We start from the raw sequence: 20926 nt of genomic DNA on the forward strand, positions 1-20926 counted from the left end.
CGGCACAAGCACATCCATGACCGAAGGAGACGGTATGCGGATCAACCCGGGTATCTACGTCCTGGACCTCGGTCCTGACCGCAGGCAGTTTGGACTTGGTGAAGGTGCCCTTCTGCTGGCCGGGTTGACCCCTGGGGACCACGCGTTCATCAACGCCCTGCGGCAGGGCGTGTCCGACGGCGCGGAACCGGCGGCCGGAGCCGCAGCCGGACTGGACGGACAGCGGCAGGAACAACTGCTCCGGGTGCTGGCCCCTGTGCTCCTGGCGCAGCCCGAGAGGCGACGCGTCCTGCCGCCGCTGCGCGAGGAACGCCTGCGGCCCGACGCCGAACGCCTCTCCGCCGTCTACGGCCGGGATGCCCTGGATCCGCTCGCGCTGCGTGGTGCCGCCGTCGTGGAGCTGCTGGGTCTGGGACGGTGCGGGGCCCTGGCGTCAAGGATCCTCACTGCTGCCGGGATTGGCACCGTGCTGCTGGGCGATCCGGCCGTTGTCTCCCCCAGCGACGTCGGCCCTGCATATGCCCTCACTGACATTGGCATGCCGCGTTACCAGGCCTTAAAGAGGCAGCTCTACCGGATCGATCCGACGGTGCGCGTCCTGCAGGTTCCCTGGCCGGCCAGCGGTCCGCGGAGTGCTGCCAACCTAACCATCCTCGCGTCGGACCAGCCCGCGCCGCGGCATACGCCGTCTGCGGGCCAGCTTGAGCACCCGCACCTGGCGGTGGCTGTCCAGCAGTACGGATACCAGGTGGGACCACTCGTAGTCCCGGGAACGACGCCGTGCCTGGGCTGCCTGGACAGGCACCGGGGCGACGCGGATCCGGGCTGGTATGCATCGGCGGCCGTGCTGTCTGCCGATGCGCGGGAGGCCTCCCGGGACGCAGGTCCCGGAGGCGAGGAAACGGCATCGGCGGCCTTGGCGGCGTCAGCGGCCGCCGCGCAGGCACTGGGCTTCATCGACGGCGTTGCCCAACCCGTCACGTGGTCCGCGGTGCTCCAGCTCCGCGCCGCTGACGGCCATGTGGGCCTTGAGTCTCTCGATTTCCATCCCGGCTGCGGATGCCGGCTGCAGTCTGCCGCTGCGGCCTAAACCGGGCAGGTTGGCAGCCGGCCCCGCGTCAGAGCTGGGGGCTCTGGGCCAGGACCTGCAGCACGGCCTCACCGTAGCGTTCAAGCTTGGACGGGCCAACACCGGGCAGCGTCGCCAGCCGGTTCAGGGTCGGCGGCTTGTCTTCGGCAATCGCAACGAGTGTGGCGTCGGTAAAGACCACGAAAGCCGGAACCCCGGATTCAGCAGCGGCCTCCCGCCGCCACTCGCGCAGGGCTTCGAATGTGGCTTCGTCATACGTTGCCGGGCAGTCCCCGCAGCGGCCCATCTTGCGTTCGGCCCCGCTGGTAAGGAGGGATCCGCAGACGCGGCACTTGGCCGGTCCCGTGACTTTCTTCCGTGTCTGCCGTGCCTGCCGGGGCGCACCGGCGTCGCGGGCAGTGTTCGGACGAAGTCCGTCAAGGAACCGGGACGGCTTGCGGTTGGCCCTGCCGCCGGGGGTGCGGGCGGTGGACCAGGAGAGGGAGAGGTGCACGCGCGCACGGGTGATGCCCACATACAGCAGGCGCCGTTCCTCATCGACGGCAACGGGTGTGTCCGCGAAGGAAATCGGCATGAGGCCCTCGCTCAGCCCCACCAGGAACACGGCGTCCCATTCGAGGCCCTTGGCGGAATGCAGGCTGGCGAGGGTCACTCCCTGGACCTTTGGGGCATGCTGGGCCGCGGCCCGCTCCTCGAGTTCGGCGGTGAAGTCAGCCAGTGTGAAGATGCTGTCCGGGTCCTGGGTCCGGTTGGCGTGGAGTTCGTCAGCGAGCGCGACGAGGGCTGCCAGCGATTCCCACTTTTCCCGGGTTGCCCCTCCCCCGGCGGGCGGGTCAGCGGTGTACCCGAGGTTGGCCAGGATATCCCTTACCAGCTGCGGCACCGGTTCGTTGCCCACTGACCGGGCTGCGGCACGGAGCTGGAGCATGGCATCACGCACTTCGCGGCGGGCAAAGAACCGCTCTCCGCCGCGCAGCTGGTACCCGATCCCAGCACTGGCCAAAGCCTGTTCGTAGGCTTCCGACTGCCCGTTCGTGCGGAACAGGACGGCGATCTGGCTGGCCTCGACGCCGTCGTCAAGCAGCTTGCGGATGCGTCCGGCAACGTACCCCGCTTCGGCTTCGTCATCGGAGCACTCCGTGAAGACCGGCTCAGGGCCCGCGGGGCGCTGGGCGATGAGTTCCAGCGGTTCGGGCCACGGCGGCGCGTTCCGCGAGCGCTCGCCCTCGGCGGTTCGGGCAGCCAGGATGCGGTTCGCGAGATTCACCACCTGCGGGGTGGAGCGGTAATCGCGCACCAGCTTGACGACGTCGGCGCCCGGGAATCGGTGGGTGAACTCGAGCAGGTGCCGCGAGGTTGCCCCGGTGAAGGAATAGATGGTCTGGCTCGCATCGCCCACCACGCAGAGTTCGTCCCGCTCCCCCAGCCACAGGTCCAGCAGCCGCTGCTGGAGCGGCGAGACGTCCTGGTACTCGTCAACCACGAAGTGGCGGTACTGGTCCCGGACAGTCGCCGCCACCCGCTGGTCCTCCTGCAGGATGCCCACAATGATCAGCAGGACATCCTCGAAGTCGATGACGTTGCGGTCCACCTTGACATCCTCGTAGGACTGGAAGATGCGGGAGACGGTGGTCAGGTCGAATCCGGCAGGAGCATCCCTGCCTGCCGCGGCACGCACATAGCTGTCCGGCGTGAGCATGGAAACTTTGGCCCACTCGATTTCGGCGGCGACATCGCGGATCGCCGCGCGGTCAGTGGAGAGCCGGAGCCTGCGGGCTGCCTCGGCGATCAGCTGGGCTTTGTGGTCCAGAAGCCCCGGGAGCGGACCGCCGACAGTCTGCGGCCAGAAGTACTGCAACTGCTTCAGCGCCGCCGCGTGGAAGGTCTTGGCCTGCACTCCGCCGGCGCCGAGGTCCCGCAGGCGGGTGCGCATCTCTGCCGCAGCGCGCGCGGTGAAGGTAACGGCAAGTACCTGCTGCGGCTTGTAGAGGCCGGAGTGGACGCCGTAAGCCATGCGGTGCGTGATGGCCCGGGTCTTGCCGGTGCCGGCGCCCGCCAGCACACACAACGGACCGGTGAGCGAGGTTGCAACTTCCCGCTGCTCGTCGTCGAGCCCCGCGAGGATACGGGCTTCAAGTGTGTCTACTGTCATTCCCCGGCCTCCGGCTCCGGAACGGGTCCGCCGTACCAGCGGTCAATCAGGTTCCGGGCAATCGAGATGGAGGACGGTATGCCGATTTCACCGGCGGCAACGGCCTCGGTGAGTTCCCTGCGTGTGAACCAGCGGACATCTGCCATTTCGACGCCGTCGGCCTGCGGCTCAGTGCCGTCCGCCTCGGCACAGAATCCCAGCATCAGCGAACACGGAAACGGCCACGGCTGGGAGCCCAGGTACTGCGGATTCCGAACAACGACGGCGGATTCCTCCGCCACCTCGCGGATCACTGCGGCTTCCAGCGACTCCCCCGGTTCAACGAAGCCGGCAAGGGTCGAATAGCGGTTGCCCGGCCAGGCTGCGGCGCGGCCCAGGAGGATCCGGTCCGCTGGGTCGGTCACGGCGACGATGATGGCGGGATCCGTGCGTGGGAAGTGCTGGCTGCCGTCTTCGGTGCAGCGGCGGACCCAGCCGCCCTGTTCCATCCGGGTTGGGGCGCCGCAGCGCGGGCAGTGGGTATGGGTGGCATGCCAGTTGGCGACGGCGCAGGCCTCGACGAACAGTCCCGCATCCAATGAACCAAGGATGACCGCGACGTCCCGCAGGCCTGCCCACCTGGCACCGGCGCGTTCCATGGCAGGGTCGGGCTCGGCAAGGGTCACCATAACTATGTCCGCGCCCGCGGGAACCGTGCCGTCCTCCAGCGTCCGGCCAAGGTATACCGGTTCCTCGCCGAACCCGTCCGGCCCTGGAGGGTCCAGCACCAGGGCGTCCTCGCGGACAAGGGCCTTGCCCAGGGAGAAGTACAGGACGCGGGTAGTTTCAAGGTCCCGGATTTCCGCGAAGAGTTCCTCGGAGGTCCTGCGCTCACTGCCGCGGTCGATGGCGCCCCGCGCAAGCGGCAGCCGTCCAAGCTGCGGGGATTCTGGCGTGCGTAACGGACTGCTCATACCCCTACCGTACTTACTGCGGGACCCCAATCAGAAAGCCGTCCGCTGCCGGTGGATACCCGGGCGCCAAACCCTGAGTTTTTCCTCACGCTCTTCCGACTCGCCGGGTGCCTATGGGTTACTCCCAACACATCTGCCCCTACGGTTGAAGGTGTGAAACGCACACCCATGGAATTGGCAGCCCTGGCCAGCGCCGCCGTACCGGCGCTGGCGCTTACCGGCGTGGCCGGTTCGCCCGACGACGCCCCGGACTTCGATTCCGCTCTCCTCGTGGACGACGCCGGCAAACAGTGGCGGGTGCGTTCGCCCAAGCACGTTGAGGCCAGCATGCGCCTGGAGACCGAGCTGCTGGTCCTGCGTGCCTTCGTTCCCGGCGTCCGGGCGGAACTGCCCTTCGCCCTCCCCTACGTTGCCGGCACCGTCCGCCAGGGCCAGCTGTGCACTTTCGTGTATTCCCACCTGCCCGGCTCCACCCGGGACATAGACGAACTTGCCGGCGGCGGGGCCGAACTGGCAGCAGACATTGGCCGCACCATGGCTGCGATCCATGCCCTGCCGCAGTCGCTGGTGAACAACGCGGACCTGCCCAGCTACACCGCCAACGAGTTCCGTCAGCGCAAGCTCAACGAACTGGACCAGGCTGCGACGACCGGCAAGATCCCGGCGACCCTGCTGCGCCGCTGGGAGCACGCCCTGGAAGACGTGGCGCTGTGGCGCTTTAGCCCCACCGTGGTGCACGGAGACCTGCACGAGGACAACCTGCTGGTCTCGGGAGGACGGGTCAGCGCGGTGAACGGCTGGACCGACCTTCGGATCGGCGATCCCGCCGACGATTTCGCCTGGCTGATCGCGGCGAACAATTCCGGTTTCACGGACACCGTCCACCACGCATACGTCGAGGCACGGCCCGACGCCGTTGATCCCCACCTGATCAGGCGCGCCGCCCTGTCAGCGGAGTTCGCCCTGGCCCAGTGGCTGGTGCGCGGCATCGCTGCCGAGAACCAGTCAATGGTTGAAGAGGCCGAGGAGATGCTGGCCACCCTGGAGGCGGACATCCTCGAGCAGGAAGCTGCCGAGCAGGAAGCTGCTGATGCTCCCGTGGTGCCGGCGGACTCGGCGGCGCCGTCCGCTGCTCCGGCTGCATCCCCGGCCCCCGGAGCATCCCCGGCCACCGCAGCAACCGCGGCCGTTGCGGCCCCGGCCGGTAACGCGGGTCCCGTTGACCAGGACAGCGGCCGAGGCGGAAAGGTGAGTGTTGCTCCTATTCCGGAACAGAAAGCAGCTGAAGCTCCTGCCCAGGAAGCCGATACGAAGGACGCGTCCGTTTCTGCCGCATCCCCCGGCAGCACCGAGCAACGCGGAACAACGGATGCTGCGGCTCCCGTTCCGTCCGGGTCCGGCAGCGCCGCTGCCGAGGCCGAGCCGGCAACGTCGGCACTTCCGCTGCTCTCCGAGAGCGCGGGCACCGGGACGGATGCGGAGGCCGGTCAGGCCACCGCAGACAGCAAGGACGCCGCAAAGCCCTAGGACACATCAGCACGAGCGGCTGCCCCCTCAATCCTTTACACAAAAACCCGCCTGCCGCCGCAGGCGGGTTTTTTGTGTGCAATGAAACTGATGCGAACCGGCGCTTGACCCTCCCGAGGTTGTGTGGTTAGTTGGTCAAGTAATTAACCAGCGAAGGTGAGCAGGATTCAGTGATCGATGACAGCAAGCCGATCTTCCAGCAGATCGCCGAGCGGATCGAAGGGGACATCCTCGACGGAGTGCTCCCTGAAGAGGGCCAGGTGCCCTCCACCAATGAGTTCGCGGCGTTCTACCGGATCAATCCGGCTACGGCCGCCAAGGGCGTGAACCTGCTGGTTGAGAAAGGGCTGCTCTACAAACGCCGCGGAATTGGAATGTTCGTGGCACCCGGCGCCCGGGAAACCGTCCTCGCCAAGCGGCAGGACCAGTTCTACCGCCAGTACGTGCAGCCTCTCCATAGCGAAGCCCGGAAGCTCGGGATCGGAGTGGAGGAACTTACCGCCCTCATCCATCGCAGTGCCGCTGAACACGAAGGGACCCCGGCACCATGAACGTCATAGAAACCCGCGGGCTAACGCGCCGCTACAAGGACCAGCTGGCCCTTGACGACGTCAATCTCGACATCGCCCCAAACCGCATCTACGGGCTCCTGGGCCGCAACGGCGCGGGAAAGACCACCCTGATGTCCATCCTGACCGCCCAGGGATTTGCCAGCTCAGGGGAAGTCCGGGTATTCGGCGGAAACCCGTTCGAGAACGAGCAGATCCTCTCCCGGCTGTGCTTCGTGCGGGAGTCGCAGAAATACCCGGACGACTTCACTATCAGGAACGCCCTCGACGCCGCGTCCCTCTTCTTCCCGAACTGGGACGCGCCGCTGGCCGACCGCCTGCTGGAAGACTTCCAGCTGCCCAACCCAAAAAAACACCGGATCAAGAAACTCTCACGCGGGCAGCTCTCAGCGGTGGGCGTGATCATCGGGCTGGCCTCGCGTGCCGAGCTGACATTCTTCGACGAACCGTACCTTGGCCTGGATGCCGTGGCACGCCAGCTCTTCTACGACCGCCTGCTCACCGATTTCGCGGACCATCCGCGCACCATCATTCTGTCCTCACACCTGATCGATGAGGTGGCCAACCTCCTGGAGCACGTCATCGTCATCGACCGCGGCCGGATCGTGATGGATGACGAGGTAGAGGCCATCACGGGCTCTGCCTTCGCGGTAGCCGGAAAATCAACCGTCGTGGAGGAGTTCGTTGCCGGACGGCCCGTTCTGCGCCGGGAGGGGCTCGGGGCGCTGGCCTCGGTCACGGTTGATGCACCGCTGCAGGCCGGGGACAGGGAGAGGGCGGAGTCCCTGGGACTTGAACTTGCACCAGTCTCGCTGCAGCAGCTGATCATCCGACGGACCCTCAAAGCCAACGAACGCTTCGGTTCCCCCGCCGCAGCGGACACGAACGTGGAGGTGGCACGATGAACCGCGCCTGGGCCGTTGCCCGCATGCAGATGGTGAACAAGTGGATCTATCTTGGCGTCCCGGCGATTGTGCTCGTGGCCTCCACCGGGCTGGCCCTGGCCATCCTGGCCGTCATTCCGAATGACGACGGCGCCACCCGGCTCGCCTTCTCCGGCCAGGCCCTGATGTGGTACTTCCTCGCCATCGGCGTGCAGTCGATGATGCTGGCTTTCCCCTTCTCACAGGCAATGAGCGTGAGCCGCCGTTCGTTTTACCTGGGGACGCTGGGGCTGTACACCGCACTGTCGATGGCCGTGGGCGTCATTTACTGGCTGCTGGGCCTGGCGGAGCAGGCTACCGACGGCTGGGGCGTGGACGGGCATATCTTCGCCCTTCCCTGGATCGCTGAATCGCCCTGGTTTGCGCAGATCCTGCTCTACTTCGCCCTGACAATCCTGCTGTTCATGTTCGGGTTCTGGTTCGCTACCGTGTACCAGCGCTGGCGGGTTCTTGGCCTGGTAGCGTCCCTGACCGCCTTCGGTCTTCTCATTCTCGGTGGAGTGGCGGTGGCCACGTGGACGGATTCCTGGCCGGCCGTGGGCGCCTGGTTCGTCCAGCTCACGCCGCTCGCCCTCACCGGTTGGCTGCTGCTCGCCGGGGTTGTCCTGGCAGCGGGCTCCTACGGAACACTCCGCAGGGCCACCCCCTAGGCACGTTTCCGGCAACACATGACAGTGCCGCCGTCCTTGCCGGACGGCGGCACTGTCATGTGTCAGGCCGTTCCCTGCCCGGCCGAGTCGATAATGATCCGCTCCAACTCGGTTTCCCCCAGCAGGTTGTGCGGACGGATGACCTTGTCCGCGGCCACATAGTAGAACGCTGCACGCACCTTCTCCAGGGGAACGTCCTTCAGCCGGGACCAGGCCAGCCGGTAGACCGCCAGCTGCACCGAGCGGACCGCGAGCTTTTCCTTCGATGGCGGAGCGCCGGTCTTCCAGTCGATCAGGTCCCAGCCGCCGTCCTCATCCTGGAAGACTGCATCGATGCGGCCGCGGACCACCACTGAATTCACCCGCGTTTCGACGGGGACCTCGATGTAGGCAGGGGTTCGGGACGCCCATTCAGATGCTTCGAAGGTGGCCACCATGTCGTCGAGCTGGTAAGCCTCGTCCACATATGCGTCGGCTGCACCCGGGTACTCGTCAATGTCCAGCATGCCGCTGCGGCCGAAGTACTCCTCGATCCACGCGTGGAACGCGGTTCCCTTGCGTGCCGCCATTCCCGGTTCGCGCGGGACGGGGCGGCGCAGCTGGCGTGTGACGGCCCCGGGATCGTCCTGCAGGTCCACGAGCATGGAGGCCGAGATGTGGGCGGGGAGTTCAACGTCCATCACCTCGTCCGGGGCATGGTGCCGCGCCAGGACGAGTTCAACGTCCCTGCCCCAGCGCCGGGGTTCGAAGACACCCTCAGCTTCTACGTTGCCGGAACCGGGCTGCTCGCCGGCCGCGGTGTCTTCGGGGTCAAGAGCGGTCTGCGCCGGGGCAGCAGCTGCGGCGAGGACCGCCGCTGCTGCCGCTTCCATCGCTGTCCGCCGCTGCGCCGGTAACGGGTCCTTGGGCCAGCTGGCCCGCTCTGTTACTGCATTGGCAGGGTTCTCATCCCCCTGGTCTTCCGGTTCGAGCCAGGACAGCAGATGGAATCCGGGCGCACCGGACTTGCCGAGCTCATACAATTCAAGCTGGTAGCGCGAGGCCTCGGTGGGTTTGCTCCGTCCACCGCCCCAGGCACTTGAGGTGCAGAAGAGAATGTCCTTCGCGCGGGTGAACGCCACGTACGCGAGGCGCCGCTCTTCACGCTCCGCATGGGCCCGGGCGTCGTCCGCAAAAAGCTTCTCCGCGTCCAGCCAGGACTTCTGGTCCGGTTGCTCCCAGTCCCACTGCGGCAGGTCCGGCCCGTCACCGCGCAGGTTCCACGGAACAGCGGCGTTGCCGCTGCTCCAGCGCGAGTCCTTGTCATTCGGGAACTGGCCCTCGGAGAGGCCGGGCACGGCTACCACGTCCCATTCCAGGCCCTTGGAGGCGTGTACGGTCAGCAGCTGGACAGCTTCCCGCGAGGTTTCCAGGGCGGTGACAGGGAGTCCGTTCTCCTCCTCGTCCGCTACTTCCAGCCAGGCCAGGAACGCGGCCAGGTCCACGCGGTCCGCCGAGGCGCTGAAGGTCGCGGCAGCGTCAATGAAGGCATCGAGGTTCCGCCGGGATTCGTGGATGCTGATGCCGGGCTTGGCCGCAACCTCAATGTCCAGCAGGATGCGCCGCTCCACTTCGCCGATGAGCGTCGTGAGGTCCTCCCCCACATAAGCGCGCAGCTCCCGCAGCTCGTCCCGCAGCAGGCCCAGCCGTTCCAACCCCTCGGGCGTGAGCGAGCGGCCAGCGCTGGAGGTCCAGCCGGGCTTCGGCAGGTAGTCCACCGCCTCAACCAGGCTGCCGGCCTCCGCAAGGTCGGTTTCGACGACGGCGGCACCGCCTTCGTCAGGTCCATGCACATCCGCGATTTCCCGGACGTTCATGGCGCGTTCGCGGACCCGGACGAGGTGCCTTGACCAGTCGGCCAGGGCCATGAGGTCCGCGGGCCCAATGCGCCAGCGCGCCCCGGCAAGGATGCGGAGCATCGAATCGGAACGTCCGGGATCGCTCAGCACACGCAGTACGGCGAGCAGGTCGACGATCTCCGGTGTGGACAGCAGGCCGCCCAGGCCCACGATCTGCACGGGGATGCCCAGGTCTTCCAGCGCGCGGCGGATGGGGTCGAACTGTTTCTTGCCGCGGCACAGTACCGCCACCGTCGGCGGCAGCGTATTGCCCCGCCCGTCCGTCTCATGGCTCGGGTGCCGGAACCAGGAGTCACGGAGGTTCGCGATCTGCGCGGCGAGGGCTTCGGCTTCGCCTATGCTCACCGTTCCGTCCGGAAGGGTCACCGTTTTCTCGCTGAGGTACCGGCCCAGGAACACGTCGCCCACGGGAGGTTTCGGCTTGGCCTCCAGTTCCGGAACGTCCAGCGGCGTCCTGGCCCCGGGCCACGGCGCGGGTTTGTTCAGCGGCCCGGAAACGGCGTTGGCGGCTGCCAGTATCGATGTCGAGTTCCGCCAGGCCACAGACAGGTTGGCGACGCCGGCGGGGGCCCGGCCGCCCTCGCGCAGGAACCGCGGGAAGTGTTCCCGGAACGTCCCGAGCTGGCCGGCAGAGGCACCGCGGAAACCGTAGATCGACTGGTGCGGATCCCCCACTGCCGTCACCGGAGTGCCGTCGCCGAACAAGGTGGAGAACAGCACCATCTGGGCGTGGGAGGTGTCCTGGAACTCGTCCAGCAGCACCACCTTGTACTTGGCGCGCTCCATTTCTGCAGCCTCGGGGATCTCCTTGGCTATCCGGGCGGCCAGGGCCACGAGGTCTCCGAAGTCCAGCTGCCGCCGCTCGGCCTTGGCCCGCTGGTAGGCCTCCACGAGTTCGGTCACTGAGATGCGGGTCTGGAGCTTGCCCACCAGGTCCCGAACACCTTTGGCAGCTGCCTTTGTCTTGCCTGCCTGGTACGGCAGCGCCAGCACCTGCTCCAGATGGGCCTGGATCTCGGCACGCACCTGGGCGGGAGTCAGGAGATGCTCGGCACACTCGGAGGCCATCTGCAGCACTGAGTTCACCAGCGTGGACTTCGCGGCGGTGAAGTGTTCGTAATCGCCGGTGTAGGCCTCCACCACTTCGTTGGCCAGCTGCCAGGACTGGGCGCCGCCCAGCATGACTGAATCACGCTCGACGCCGATCCGCAGGCCGTAGTCGTTCACGATTCCGTTGGCGTAGGAGTGATAGGTGGACACTGCCGCTTCGAGCTGGGCGTCCTTGCTGTCCTCGCCGAGTTTCCGTTCCAGCAGCCGCAGCCTGCCGCGGATGCGGCTTGCCAGCTCCCCCGCGGCCTTTCGCGTAAAGGTCACGCCCAGGATCTGCTCCGGGGCCACAAGTTTGTTCGCGACCAGCCAGACAACGCGGTCTGCCATGGTCTTCGTCTTGCCGGACCCGGCGCCGGCCACCACCAGCAGGGGCTCAAGCGGCCCCTCGATGATCTCCCGCTGTGCGTCCGTGGGGTACTGCACGCCCTCCGGCGGACCGTCATGGAGCATCTCCGCCAGCTGCCGGGCAGAGTACTGGGGCACGAACCCTGTGCCGGCCTCCACACTGCTGCTCACATCCAGCGTCATTCGGTGACCTGCTTTCCTTCGGTACACAGCGGACAGATTTCCGGCAGCCGGCAGCCGTGGCCGCCGTATCCGCTGCGGGCCGGATCATGAACGGTGTCGAACGTGCTGTCCGACATCAGGGCGGCAGCTTCTTCGATCATGGCCAGGGCACTCTTGTCCTCCGGACCCAGCGGAGGCTGTTCCTGGACGGACACGCCCTTGGCAGAGGTTCCCAGCTGCACCAGTGCCGCGCCTCCGGGAACTGCGGGAACGTCTTCCAGGGCGCCCTGCCGGACCGCTTCCTGATAGGCGGCCAGCTGCGGATGTCCCTCAAGGTCCGCCTTCCTGGGGGCAGATTTCCCGGTCTTGAGGTCCACGATGTAGCCCCGCCCGGCGGCGTCCTTTTCCAGCCGGTCGATTTGTCCGCGCAGCAGGGCTGTGCGGACTTCACCGCGCACCTCCACCGGAATGGATGCCTCGAAGTCTTTCTCGACGGCGGCCAGGCTCCGGCCACCCCTGCGCATTTCGATGACGTATTCCGCCAGTTTACCCACCATGGCCTCGGCGCGCCTGAGGTCCATTTTGCCTTCCCAGGAATCCTTCATCCCCAGTGAGGGCCATCGGCGCCGGAGTTCCTCCGTGTACTCCGAACCGGTCGCATCAGGCATCTCCTGCGCGATCGCATGCACCAGTGTTCCCAGCGAACGGGCGAAGTCGGTGGCCTGTTCTCCGCCAACCGCTGAGACGAACCAGCTCAGCGGAGACTTGGTCACGGCGTCGACCTTTGAGGGCGAGACCGGTATGGGCGCCTCCGGGGGAAGCACCGGACCGGTGCTGGAGAGCGGCAGCAGGCCCCACCACGTGCGCGGGTGTGCACCAGGGACCGGCACGGGGTGCCGAAGCATACGCCCCAGGTGCTGCGCCGCTTCGCCGGCGTCCTCCGGATGGGTCCGGGCCTGCTGGGCGTGGGCCCGCAGTTCCGCTACCAGGGAGCGGAGGGTCAGCGGCCGCAGGACCTCCGTGCGGGCACGGACGGCCACGCCGTCGGGAAGCGGATCCACCAGGTCCAGGAACTGGGAAGGCTGCTCGTCCTCCGACGCCACGGCAGTGCAGACCAGCACATCGCGGGCACGGGAAAGCGCAGTGGAGAAGCTGCGCAGCTCGTCATACCTTGTGCCCTGCATCAGCGTTTGCGGGCTGCGGGTCCTGCGGTAATCGGTGTCGGGGAACTCGACGGCTGCCACCAGGTCTCCGCTGCCCAGCAGTTCGCCGCGCAGCCGGAGGTTGGGCCAGACGCCTTCCTGGATGCCGGCGACGATCACCACCGGCCATTCCCGGCCGGCTGCGCTGGCCGGGGTCAGGAGTTCGACGGCGTCGCGCTGCTGTGCGCGGGCCGCCAGGGTATCCATAGGCAGCTCGGAACTGGTCAGGTAGTCCAGGAACTGCTCAGGCGTGGAGCCCGGCAACTGGTCTACGTAGCGTTCGGCTGTCTGGAACAGTGCCATGATCGCGTCCAGGTCCCGGTCGGCGCGGAGCCCCGCGGATCCTCCGGACAGCGCAGCTTCGGCCCACTTCTTTGACCAGCCGGACGTGGACCACAGGGCCCACAGCACGGTCTCGGCGGTAGCCCCAGGCTGCTGGGCCGCCTGTTTCCCGGCACGCAGCATGGCAGACAGCCGTTTCGCCGACCCGGCTTCCCAGCCCAGGCCGGCGAGCGCAAGCCCGGAATCGGAGAGCGGGTCCACCAGCGCTTCGACGAGGAGGGCGTCAGAGCTGCGCCCGCCCCCGGCCCGGAGTTCCTCGCGGCGCAGTGCCTGCCGCAGCCGGCGAAGATCCAGCGAACCTGCGCCGCCAATCCGCGAGGTCAGCAGGGAGACAGCCAGCTCGGGCGTCAGGAGGCCGGGGTTGAGCACCACGGCGAAGGCGTCCAGCAGGGGACGCACGGCGGCCTCGTCCCGGACAGCTTTTTCCGCCACCGGTACCCGCACCTCGATCCCCTGGCTGATCAGGTAACGCTGGATCCTGGCCAGCTGCCCGCCGGTCCGGACGATGACGGCGATGTCCTCGAGGCGGCGTCCGCGGAGCAGCTGCTCTTCGAGGATGCGCTGCGCCACATAGCGTTGTTCATGCATGGGCGAGTCCACCACGTGGGCCGTCGCTGACGCAGGAGTGGACGGAGCATTCCCGGCCCGTTCCGTGCCTTCACCGTCTTCGCCGCTGTCCGTGCGTCCAGCAGTGGTTCGCGCAGGGGCAAGGCCCGGAACCACGGAGATCCTGGAAGCTGTCCGGTGCCAGGCGGCGGCGACTGGTCCCGCCATCCGGTGCTGGGTACTGAGCACTGCGGTCCTCAGATCCGCGCCGAGCTCCTGCTCCAGAGTGCCGAGCAGCTCCGGGCGGGCTCCGCGGAACCCCTGGACGACCGTGTCCGGGCTGGCAGTGACCACGGCGTCGCGGTCTTTGGCCAGCACGCCGAGCAGGCGGTGGATGGCTCCGTTGGCTTCCTGCAGGTCGTCAACGAGGATCAGCTGGAGCCGGTTATGCTCGGCGGCCAGGAACTCCGGTTCGCTCAGAAGGATGTCCGTTGCGGTGGTGATGATCCCGGCGGGGTCGAACGCCTCGGGCATGCGAAGGTCCAGGACGTCCCGGTATTCGCCGTAGAGCGACGCCGCGGCAGCCCAGTCCTGTCTCCCGTAGCGGCGGCCAAGTTCCCGCAGCTCCTCCGGGGCCAGCCCAAGTTCGATCACGCGGTCGAAGAGCTGGCGGATTTCCTGCCGGAAGCCGCGGGTGCCCAGGGCGAGCGACAGGGACTCCGGCCAGGGTAGCTGGGGCACCCCGTTCTGTCCGTGCCCGCCCAGGAGTTCCTTGATGATGACGTCCTGTTCGGCACCGGAGAGCAGCTTGGGCGCGCGGGTGACATGCGGCAGCAGGCCTTCCGCTTTGGCCCGGCGGATGACGTCGAAAGCGTAGGAGGCCCAGGTGCGGGCCGGTGCGGCGCTGATGGTGCGCTCGAGCCGGGCAGAGAGCGCATCACGCAGCGCTGCCGCCGCGAGGCGCGACGGCGCCAGCAGCAGCACACCGGCCGGATCCAGTCCGCCGCGCTCAATCCGCTGTACGGCGGTTTCGACCAGCACCGTGGACTTTCCGGTGCCGGGGGCGCCCAGGACCAGCAGCGGGCCGTTCCCGGCGGGACGCTCAACGGCGGCACGCTGGTCCGCGCTCAGATGCGGTGCGGGCAGGCCGGCCGCCGCGGGCGGAACCAGCCGCAGGTTGATGCTCATACCTCCACTTCACCATGCCCCGGTGACATTGCCCCGCCGGACTTCTCAGCGCCGGCCCTGGCCAGCGCCTCCCGGAGCGCATCGAGAGCTTCCCAACCGGCGTCGTCGGGCTGCCAGCGCGCCTCGCGGATACACACGCGGTAGCCTGTTCCGTCCGGCTCCGCCTGCCCCCGCAGCGGCGTCCCTTCCTCCCGGTAGTGGGTCCAGGCACGGTTCCCGTGGCAGGCGGGCGGCTGACCGGATGCGCGGATCACGCGCCACCAGGGAACCGAATCTCCCGATTGTGCCAGCGCCGAGCCCACCTGCCGGGGGCCTCCCGCGCCAAGCAGCTCGGCTATGTCTCCGTAGGCCAGCACCCGTCCCGGCGGAATGAGCGCAGCAACAGCCAGCACCGCCTCCGTATAGTCCTCCCGCATGCATCCAGCTTAGCGACGCCCGGCGCGCTGATTCGGGGTTATGTCAGTGCCCGCCGGTAGGTTTGATTACATGTTGAGCTGGCACGAACTCCCCCGAGCGTCCTTTGACCTGGAAACCACGGGACGGGATCCCCAGCTGGCGCGGATCGTTACGGCGTCGATCATCCTGGTGGACGGGTCCGGGAACGTCCTCGCGCACCATGAGTGGCTGGTGGACCCCGGGGTCGAGATTCCGGCCGAGGCCGCCGCCATCCACGGCATTAGCACCGATAAGGCCCGCAGCGAAGGCATGCACGCCGCTGAGGCGGTCCGGCAGATCAGCACCGTCCTCGCGGACACGTTCGCTGCCGGAATTCCTGTTCTCGCGTTCAACGCCGCCTACGACTTCACGGTCCTCGCCCGGGAGGCGGAGCGGCACGGATGCACTGCGCCGACGCCGTTCCCCGTGATCGACCCCTACATCCTGGACAAGCAGGCAGACCGTTTCCGCCGTGGCAAGCGGACCCTGACGGCCATGGCCGAACACTACTCAGTGGCCTTCGAGAATGCCCACACGTCCGCCGCTGATGTCATGGCCACGTTGGCGGTGGGAGCCGCGGTGGCCGGCGCCTATCCGCTCATGGGCCAGGATGCCGGGACCATGCATGCCCTGCAGGTGCAGTGGGCCGCGGACCAGGCGGCCAGCTTCCAGGCCTACCTGCGGCGTCGTGATCCGGAGGCGGTCATTGACGGCAGCTGGCCGCTGAAGCCCGCCCCGTCAGGTTCCCCCGCACCATTTGCGGCTGCGGATGCCCTGCGGATCGAACCCGTCCCGGCCGCGGCCGTGCCCGTCCTGGCAGAGGAAGCCGGCGGCCAGCTGGTGCTCGAACTGGCCCCGTACTAGTCCAGCGCCGCTCCCCCGCCGCCGAAGACAGCTCGGATTTCAGGCTGCGGGCATTACCCGCGTAACATTGACCTATTCACAACAGTGTCAGGCGCTGATGGCGCCCGGGCGTGGTATCACGCGCCCCGTGTCACGCGATTGGCAGGCACTTCCCGCACAGCCGGGCCATTGGCGTCCCTTCCCCCGGACTGTTTCCTGCACGCATACAGCACCATCAACGTTGAGCAGACATTGAGGATGAATGATCACAGTTACTGACCTGCGTAAGGTCTACCGCCAGGGCTCCCGCGATGTAGTTGCCCTGGACGGGGTCAGCATGAGCGTGCCCAAGGGCTCGATTCACGGCATCATCGGCCACTCCGGTGCCGGCAAGTCCACGCTGGTCCGCTGCCTGACGCTGCTGGACCGCCCGACGTCGGGAACCGTCACCATTGACGGCCGGGAACTGACCAGCGTCAAGGATTCCGAAATCCGGCTGGCGCGCCGCCGGATCGGCATGGTGTTCCAGCACGCCAACCTGATGGACTCGCGCACCGCTTCGGCCAACATCGCCCACCCCCTGGAGCTTGTTGGCACCCCCAAGCGGGAGATCGACGAACGCGTCACGGAACTGCTGGCCCTGGTGGGACTGCAGGACTTTGCCGGGGCCTACCCGGCCCAGCTCTCCGGCGGGCAGAAGCAGCGGGTGGGTATCGCCCGCGCGCTTGCCGCCCACCCCGATGTCCTGCTCTGTGACGAACCGACCTCGGCCCTGGACCCCCGCACGACGGACGAGATCCTGGATCTGATCTCCGAGCTGACCAACCGGCTGGAACTGACCGTCCTGATCATCACGCACGAAATGAACGTGGTGAAGCGGATCTGCGATTCGGTCTCGCTGCTTGAAGCCGGACGCGTCGTTGAACACGGACCTCTCCAGGAGGTCGCCTCCCATCTGGGCGGACGCCTGGCGAAGGCCCTCATCCCGCTGCCTCCCACTCCCCCGGTGCCCGGCGGGCCCGTGGTGGAACTGCTGATGGTGGGCGAGCACGCCACCGAGCCGGTGCTCTCCGGACTCACCCGGCGCTTCGACACGGACGTCAATGTCCTGGCAGGAAGCGTCGAGACCCTTTCCGGACAGCGCTTCGGAAGGCTTCGTGTACAGCTTGATGAACGAATCGATATGGCTGCAGTCCAGGCCTACCTGGCCGGCCAGGGCGTCTCAGTGGAGGTGGCGGCGTGAACCTGTTTGAAGAACTGGCCAACAACCCCGGCATCACCAAGGCCCTGCCCGAAGCCATCACCGACACCCTCCTGATGGTTGGGGTTTCCGGCTTCTTTACCGTGCTGATCGGCCTGCCGCTGGGTATCTTCCTGCATACCTCGGCCCCCGGCGGACTGCGGCCCATGCCGGTGACCAACCGGATCCTCTCCGACGTCATCGTCAACATCACCCGGTCCATCCCCTTCGCGATCCTGATGGTGATCCTGATCCCGTTCTCCCGGATCGTGACTGGTTCCTCCATCGGTCCCCTGGCTGCCTGTGTTCCGCTGAGCATCGGCACCATCCCCTTCTTCGCGCGGCTGGTCGAGACCTCCCTGCGTGACGTTGCGGGCGGGAAGATCGACGCCGCGCTGGTCATGGGTTCCACCCGGATGCAGGTGATCCGCAAGGTCCTGATGCCCGAAGCGCTGCCGGGCCTCGTGGCCGCCCTCACCACCACGCTGGTGACCCTGGTGGGATACTCCGCGATGGCCGGCATCATCGGCGGCGGTGGCCTGGGCCGGCTGGCGTACAACTACGGCGTGCAGCGGTTCGACACTGCGGTCATGGTGGTCACGATCGTGATCATTGTGGCAATCGTGCAGATCATCCAGCTTGCCGGAGACTTCGCAGCCCGCCGCGTGGACCACCGTTCCGCAGCAGGCGCCGGCCGCCGTCGTCGCCGTTCCTCCCGTGCTGCCGTGACCGCGGCACCTGCCATGCCGGCAGGTGGTGCGGGCTCCGCACAGACATCCGGGGATGCCAGGACCCGCGCCTGACGTCGCCACCCACAAGTTTCCCGTCCGGCGGCTGGCCGCCGGACGGGACCTGCAGCCAGTAGCCGCTAGCTGCACAACAGCCTGCCTGTGACTCACCGGCAGGACCTTCGAAAGGAAACGCATCCGATGCGGAAAGCATTTTCACTCGTGGCCACCGGCGTGGCCGCGGCTCTGGCGCTGACGGCTTGCGGGGGTTCCGAATCCTCCTCCAGCGCTGTTGAGAGTCTCGATCCCGCCAACCCGGTCACCCTGACTGTCGGCGCGAGCCCGCAGCCGCACGCCGTCATCCTGGAGTACGTCGCGGACAACCTGGCTGCCGACGCCGGACTGGACCTCGAAGTAGTTCCCTTTGATGACTACGTGACCCCGAACATTTCGCTGGACGACGGCTCGATCGACGCCAACTACTTCCAGCACCTTTCTTACCTCGAAGCCCAGATCGCTGACCAGGGCTACGATTTCGAGCACGGTGAGGGCATCCACATTGAGCCCTACGCCGTGTTCAGCGAAAAGCATGAAGACATGGCCGACGTCGAGGACGGCGCCCGTGTTGCCATCACCAACGACCCGTCCAACCAGGCCCGGGCACTGAGCCTGCTTGAGGAAGCTGGCCTGCTGAAGGACGTTCCGGACGACGCCTCGGTCATCTCCCTGACCGACGAGCAGAACCCGATGAACCTGGACTTCGTGGAGAACCAGCCTGAACTGCTGGTCAACGATCTTTCCGACCCCACCGTGGACCTGGCCATCATCAACGGCAACTACATCCTTGATGCAGGGCTGAACACCGATGATGCCCTGCTGGTGGAGTCCCTCGAGAACAACCCGTACGCCAACCTGCTTGTCTGGAAGACCGGCAACAAGGACGCACGGATCGACAAGCTCGAAGAGCTGCTGCACTCCCCGGAGGTCAAGGCCTTCATCGAAGAGCAGTGGCCGAACGGTGACGTGACTCCGGCCTTCTAGCACCGGACCCCACCTCATCGAGATGACAGAAACTGCCCGTATCCGTCCGGATACGGGCAGTTTCTGTTATCTCGGCAGTTCAACCTGCCCGCATCGGCGCTAGCATGATGTCCATTGCCGAGTGGGAGGTGCCGCATGCCGCCGGTCATAGAAACCCGCGCGCTGACCAAGCGCTACGGGTCCCGCACCGCCGTCGACTCACTGGACCTGAAGGTCCAGCCGGGATGTGTCTTCGGACTGATCGGCCCCAACGGTTCCGGCAAGACCACAACCCTGCGGATGCTCCTGGACATCATCCGGCCGTCGTCAGGCCAGGCCCTCGTCCTGGGGACTCCTCCCCGCTCCGGCGGCCCCGCCCTGCGGCGCCGGATCGGCTACATTCCCGGAGACCTCCGGCTCAGCAGCAGGGCCCGGGGACGGACAGTGCTGGAACACTTCGCGCAGATCAGCGCACCGGTTCCTGCCGGACGCGTTGAAACACTCGCTGAGCGTCTGGGCCTGGACCTTTCCCGCCCGGTTCGGACCCTGTCCAAGGGCAACCGGCAGAAGCTCGGCCTGGTACAGGCCTTTATGCATGACCCGGACCTGCTGGTCCTCGACGAGCCCACCAGCGGACTCGATCCGCTGGTCCAGCGCGAGTTCCTGGAAATGGTCGCCGAGGTGCGCACCTCAGGCCGCACCGTGCTGCTTAGCTCCCATGTCCTCAGCGAAATCCAACAAAGCGCTGACCAGGTTGCCGTCCTGTCGCTGGGCAAAGTGGTGGCGCAGGGGGACGTAGCCTCACTGCGCCTCAACCGCCTGCGCCATGTCAGGGCTTCACTGGCGCCGGCCAGTGGGACGGAGAAGATGCTGGAAAATGAACTCGCCGCCGCGGGACTGCGGGGAAGCGTCACCTGGCAGGCGGGCACTGCCCGTGTCCGCGGCACGCTCGACGGCGGCGTTGATGCCTTCATCAAGGTGCTCGCCCGGCACCGGATCCTGGACCTGTCGGTGGAAGAGCCGGACCTCGAGGAATCAGTACTGCAGCTGTACGGCGGCGCCGACGCCGCTGCCCGGGACGTGCAAAGGGGTCCGGGATGAGCCCGCCGGCAACCCTGGCTCCAAGGCCCCTGCCCATCTTCCGCAGGACGGTCATCGACACGTGGCGCTCCACGCTCGTCTGGACCCTGGCCCTTGCTGCCGTGCTGCTGCTGTACCTGCCGCTCTACCCCTCCATGAACGGCGCCGACATGCGCAGCCTGATCAGCTCGCTGCCTCCGGAGCTTGTCAATGCCCTCGGCTACGAGGACATCCTCTCCGGACCGGGCTACGTCCAGGCCACGTTTTTCGGGCTCCTGGGGTTCGTCCTCGTCACTGCCGCTGCGGTGTCCTGGGGCAGCACGGCAATAGCTGGTGCCGAGGAATCCGGACGGCTGGAACTCGTCCTTTCCCATGGCGTCGGCCGGGTTCACTATGCGCTGGAGACAGCGCTGGGGATCCTGACCAGGCTGCTCTGGTTTGCCGTGTCGACGGCGGCGGTGGTGCTGGCCCTCAATGGCCCCTCCGAGCTCGGGCTGGACGCCGCAGACGTGGTGGCAGCGGAGGCGGCCTGGCTTGGACTGGGGTATCTGTCCGGAAGCGTTGCCATGGCAGCGGGTGCCCTCACCGGCCGCCGGACCGTGGCCCTGGGCACCGCCGCCGCGGTAGCGGCTGCGGGGTACGTCATGAACGCGCTGGCGAACCAGAACCCGGACCTGGGCTGGCTGCGCAACCTTTCACCGTATTCCTGGGCCTACCGTAACGACCCTCTGGCGGAAGGCTTCGATGTCACCGGCCTGGGGCTGCTCGCCGCTGCCTGCGCTCTCTTCACGGCCTTGGCAGTGTGGGCTTTGAACCGCCGGGACGTCCTGGGCTAGCCGCCCTCATCGAGATAGCAGAAACTGCCCGTATCAGAGCTGATACGAGCAGTTTCTGTCATCTCG

Annotated in this window: 15 protein-coding genes and 1 pseudogene; 11 read left to right on the forward strand and 5 right to left on the reverse strand. The window is 67.1% G+C overall.

What is annotated here, in order from left to right; all coding sequences use genetic code 11:
* Nucleotides 1-16: 16 nt before the first annotated feature.
* Complete coding sequence (locus GD628_RS01140; RefSeq protein ID WP_193313165.1) at nt 17-1090, forward strand: ThiF family adenylyltransferase; 1074 nt, start codon at nt 17-19, stop codon at nt 1088-1090.
* Nucleotides 1091-1118: 28 nt separating this feature from the next.
* Here GD628_RS01140 and GD628_RS01145 read toward each other — a convergent pair whose 3' ends face one another.
* A complete protein-coding gene (locus tag GD628_RS01145; RefSeq protein ID WP_091603108.1) occupies nt 1119-3242 on the reverse strand; it encodes an ATP-dependent DNA helicase UvrD2 in 2124 nt (707 codons plus the stop codon).
* Nucleotides 3239-4195: an NAD(+) diphosphatase gene (gene nudC, locus GD628_RS01150; RefSeq protein ID WP_091603104.1), complete on the reverse strand. Its 957-nt coding sequence runs from the start codon at nt 4193-4195 to the stop codon at nt 3239-3241. Before nudC ends, GD628_RS01145 begins: the two co-directional genes overlap by 4 nt.
* A gap of 153 nt (nt 4196-4348) precedes the next feature.
* Between nudC and GD628_RS01155 the strand changes: the two genes are divergently transcribed.
* The 4 genes from GD628_RS01155 (at nt 4349) to GD628_RS01170 (ending at nt 7885) form a co-directional block, all read left to right on the forward strand.
* Nucleotides 4349-5722 (forward strand): macrolide 2'-phosphotransferase, encoded by a 1374-nt coding sequence (locus tag GD628_RS01155; RefSeq protein ID WP_152273590.1) that lies wholly within the window; start codon nt 4349-4351, stop codon nt 5720-5722.
* A gap of 170 nt (nt 5723-5892) precedes the next feature.
* A complete protein-coding gene (locus GD628_RS01160) occupies nt 5893-6273 on the forward strand; it encodes a GntR family transcriptional regulator (protein ID WP_091603099.1) in 381 nt (126 codons plus the stop codon).
* Nucleotides 6270-7196 carry an ABC transporter ATP-binding protein gene (locus GD628_RS01165; RefSeq protein ID WP_091603096.1) on the forward strand — a complete coding sequence of 309 codons (927 nt, stop codon included), beginning with the start codon at nt 6270-6272 and terminating at the stop codon, nt 7194-7196. The genes GD628_RS01160 and GD628_RS01165 overlap by 4 nt, the downstream gene beginning before the upstream one ends.
* Entirely contained in the window at nt 7193-7885 is a 693-nt protein-coding gene (locus GD628_RS01170; protein WP_152273591.1) for a hypothetical protein, read from the forward strand. Before GD628_RS01165 ends, GD628_RS01170 begins: the two co-directional genes overlap by 4 nt.
* Before the next feature lie 62 nt (nt 7886-7947).
* Here the strand turns inward: GD628_RS01170 and GD628_RS01175 are convergent, their stop codons facing one another.
* From GD628_RS01175 to GD628_RS01185, 3 genes are read right to left on the reverse strand one after another with little or no spacing between them, the layout of a single operon-like run.
* Nucleotides 7948-11421: an ATP-dependent helicase gene (locus GD628_RS01175; protein WP_152273592.1), complete on the reverse strand. Its 3474-nt coding sequence runs from the start codon at nt 11419-11421 to the stop codon at nt 7948-7950.
* Nucleotides 11418-14678 (reverse strand): ATP-dependent helicase, encoded by a 3261-nt coding sequence (locus GD628_RS01180; protein ID WP_152273593.1) that lies wholly within the window; start codon nt 14676-14678, stop codon nt 11418-11420. The genes GD628_RS01175 and GD628_RS01180 overlap by 4 nt, the downstream gene beginning before the upstream one ends.
* Nucleotides 14675-15094 (reverse strand): MGMT family protein, encoded by a 420-nt coding sequence (locus tag GD628_RS01185; protein WP_091603084.1) that lies wholly within the window; start codon nt 15092-15094, stop codon nt 14675-14677. The genes GD628_RS01180 and GD628_RS01185 overlap by 4 nt, the downstream gene beginning before the upstream one ends.
* Nucleotides 15095-15164: 70 nt before the next feature.
* On the opposite strand from GD628_RS01185, the gene GD628_RS01190 reads away from it, so the two are divergent.
* From GD628_RS01190 to GD628_RS01215, 6 genes and pseudogenes are all read left to right on the forward strand, one after another.
* The gene (locus GD628_RS01190) at nt 15165-15977 is read left to right on the forward strand and encodes a 3'-5' exonuclease (protein WP_152273594.1); all 813 of its coding nucleotides are present in this window, start codon (nt 15165-15167) and stop codon (nt 15975-15977) included.
* Nucleotides 15978-16218: 241 nt separating this feature from the next.
* Entirely contained in the window at nt 16219-17199 is a 981-nt protein-coding gene (locus GD628_RS01195) for a methionine ABC transporter ATP-binding protein (RefSeq protein ID WP_091603078.1), read from the forward strand.
* Nucleotides 17196-17873 (forward strand): annotated as a pseudogene (locus tag GD628_RS01200) (methionine ABC transporter permease); the annotation flags it as partial. The gene GD628_RS01195 and the pseudogene GD628_RS01200, both read left to right, overlap by 4 nt.
* A gap of 252 nt (nt 17874-18125) precedes the next feature.
* Nucleotides 18126-18965 carry a MetQ/NlpA family ABC transporter substrate-binding protein gene (locus tag GD628_RS01205; RefSeq protein ID WP_152273596.1) on the forward strand — a complete coding sequence of 280 codons (840 nt, stop codon included), beginning with the start codon at nt 18126-18128 and terminating at the stop codon, nt 18963-18965.
* A 135-nt stretch (nt 18966-19100) separates the two neighbouring features.
* Nucleotides 19101-20045 carry an ABC transporter ATP-binding protein gene (locus tag GD628_RS01210; protein WP_152273597.1) on the forward strand — a complete coding sequence of 315 codons (945 nt, stop codon included), beginning with the start codon at nt 19101-19103 and terminating at the stop codon, nt 20043-20045.
* A complete protein-coding gene (locus GD628_RS01215; protein ID WP_091603065.1) occupies nt 20042-20860 on the forward strand; it encodes an ABC transporter permease subunit in 819 nt (272 codons plus the stop codon). The genes GD628_RS01210 and GD628_RS01215 overlap by 4 nt, the downstream gene beginning before the upstream one ends.
* The last annotated feature ends 66 nt before the right edge of the window (nt 20861-20926 follow it).

Origin of the sequence: Arthrobacter koreensis (assembly GCF_009193255.1) — a bacterium.
In the GTDB taxonomy this organism is placed as follows: domain Bacteria; phylum Actinomycetota; class Actinomycetes; order Actinomycetales; family Micrococcaceae; genus Arthrobacter_B; species Arthrobacter_B koreensis.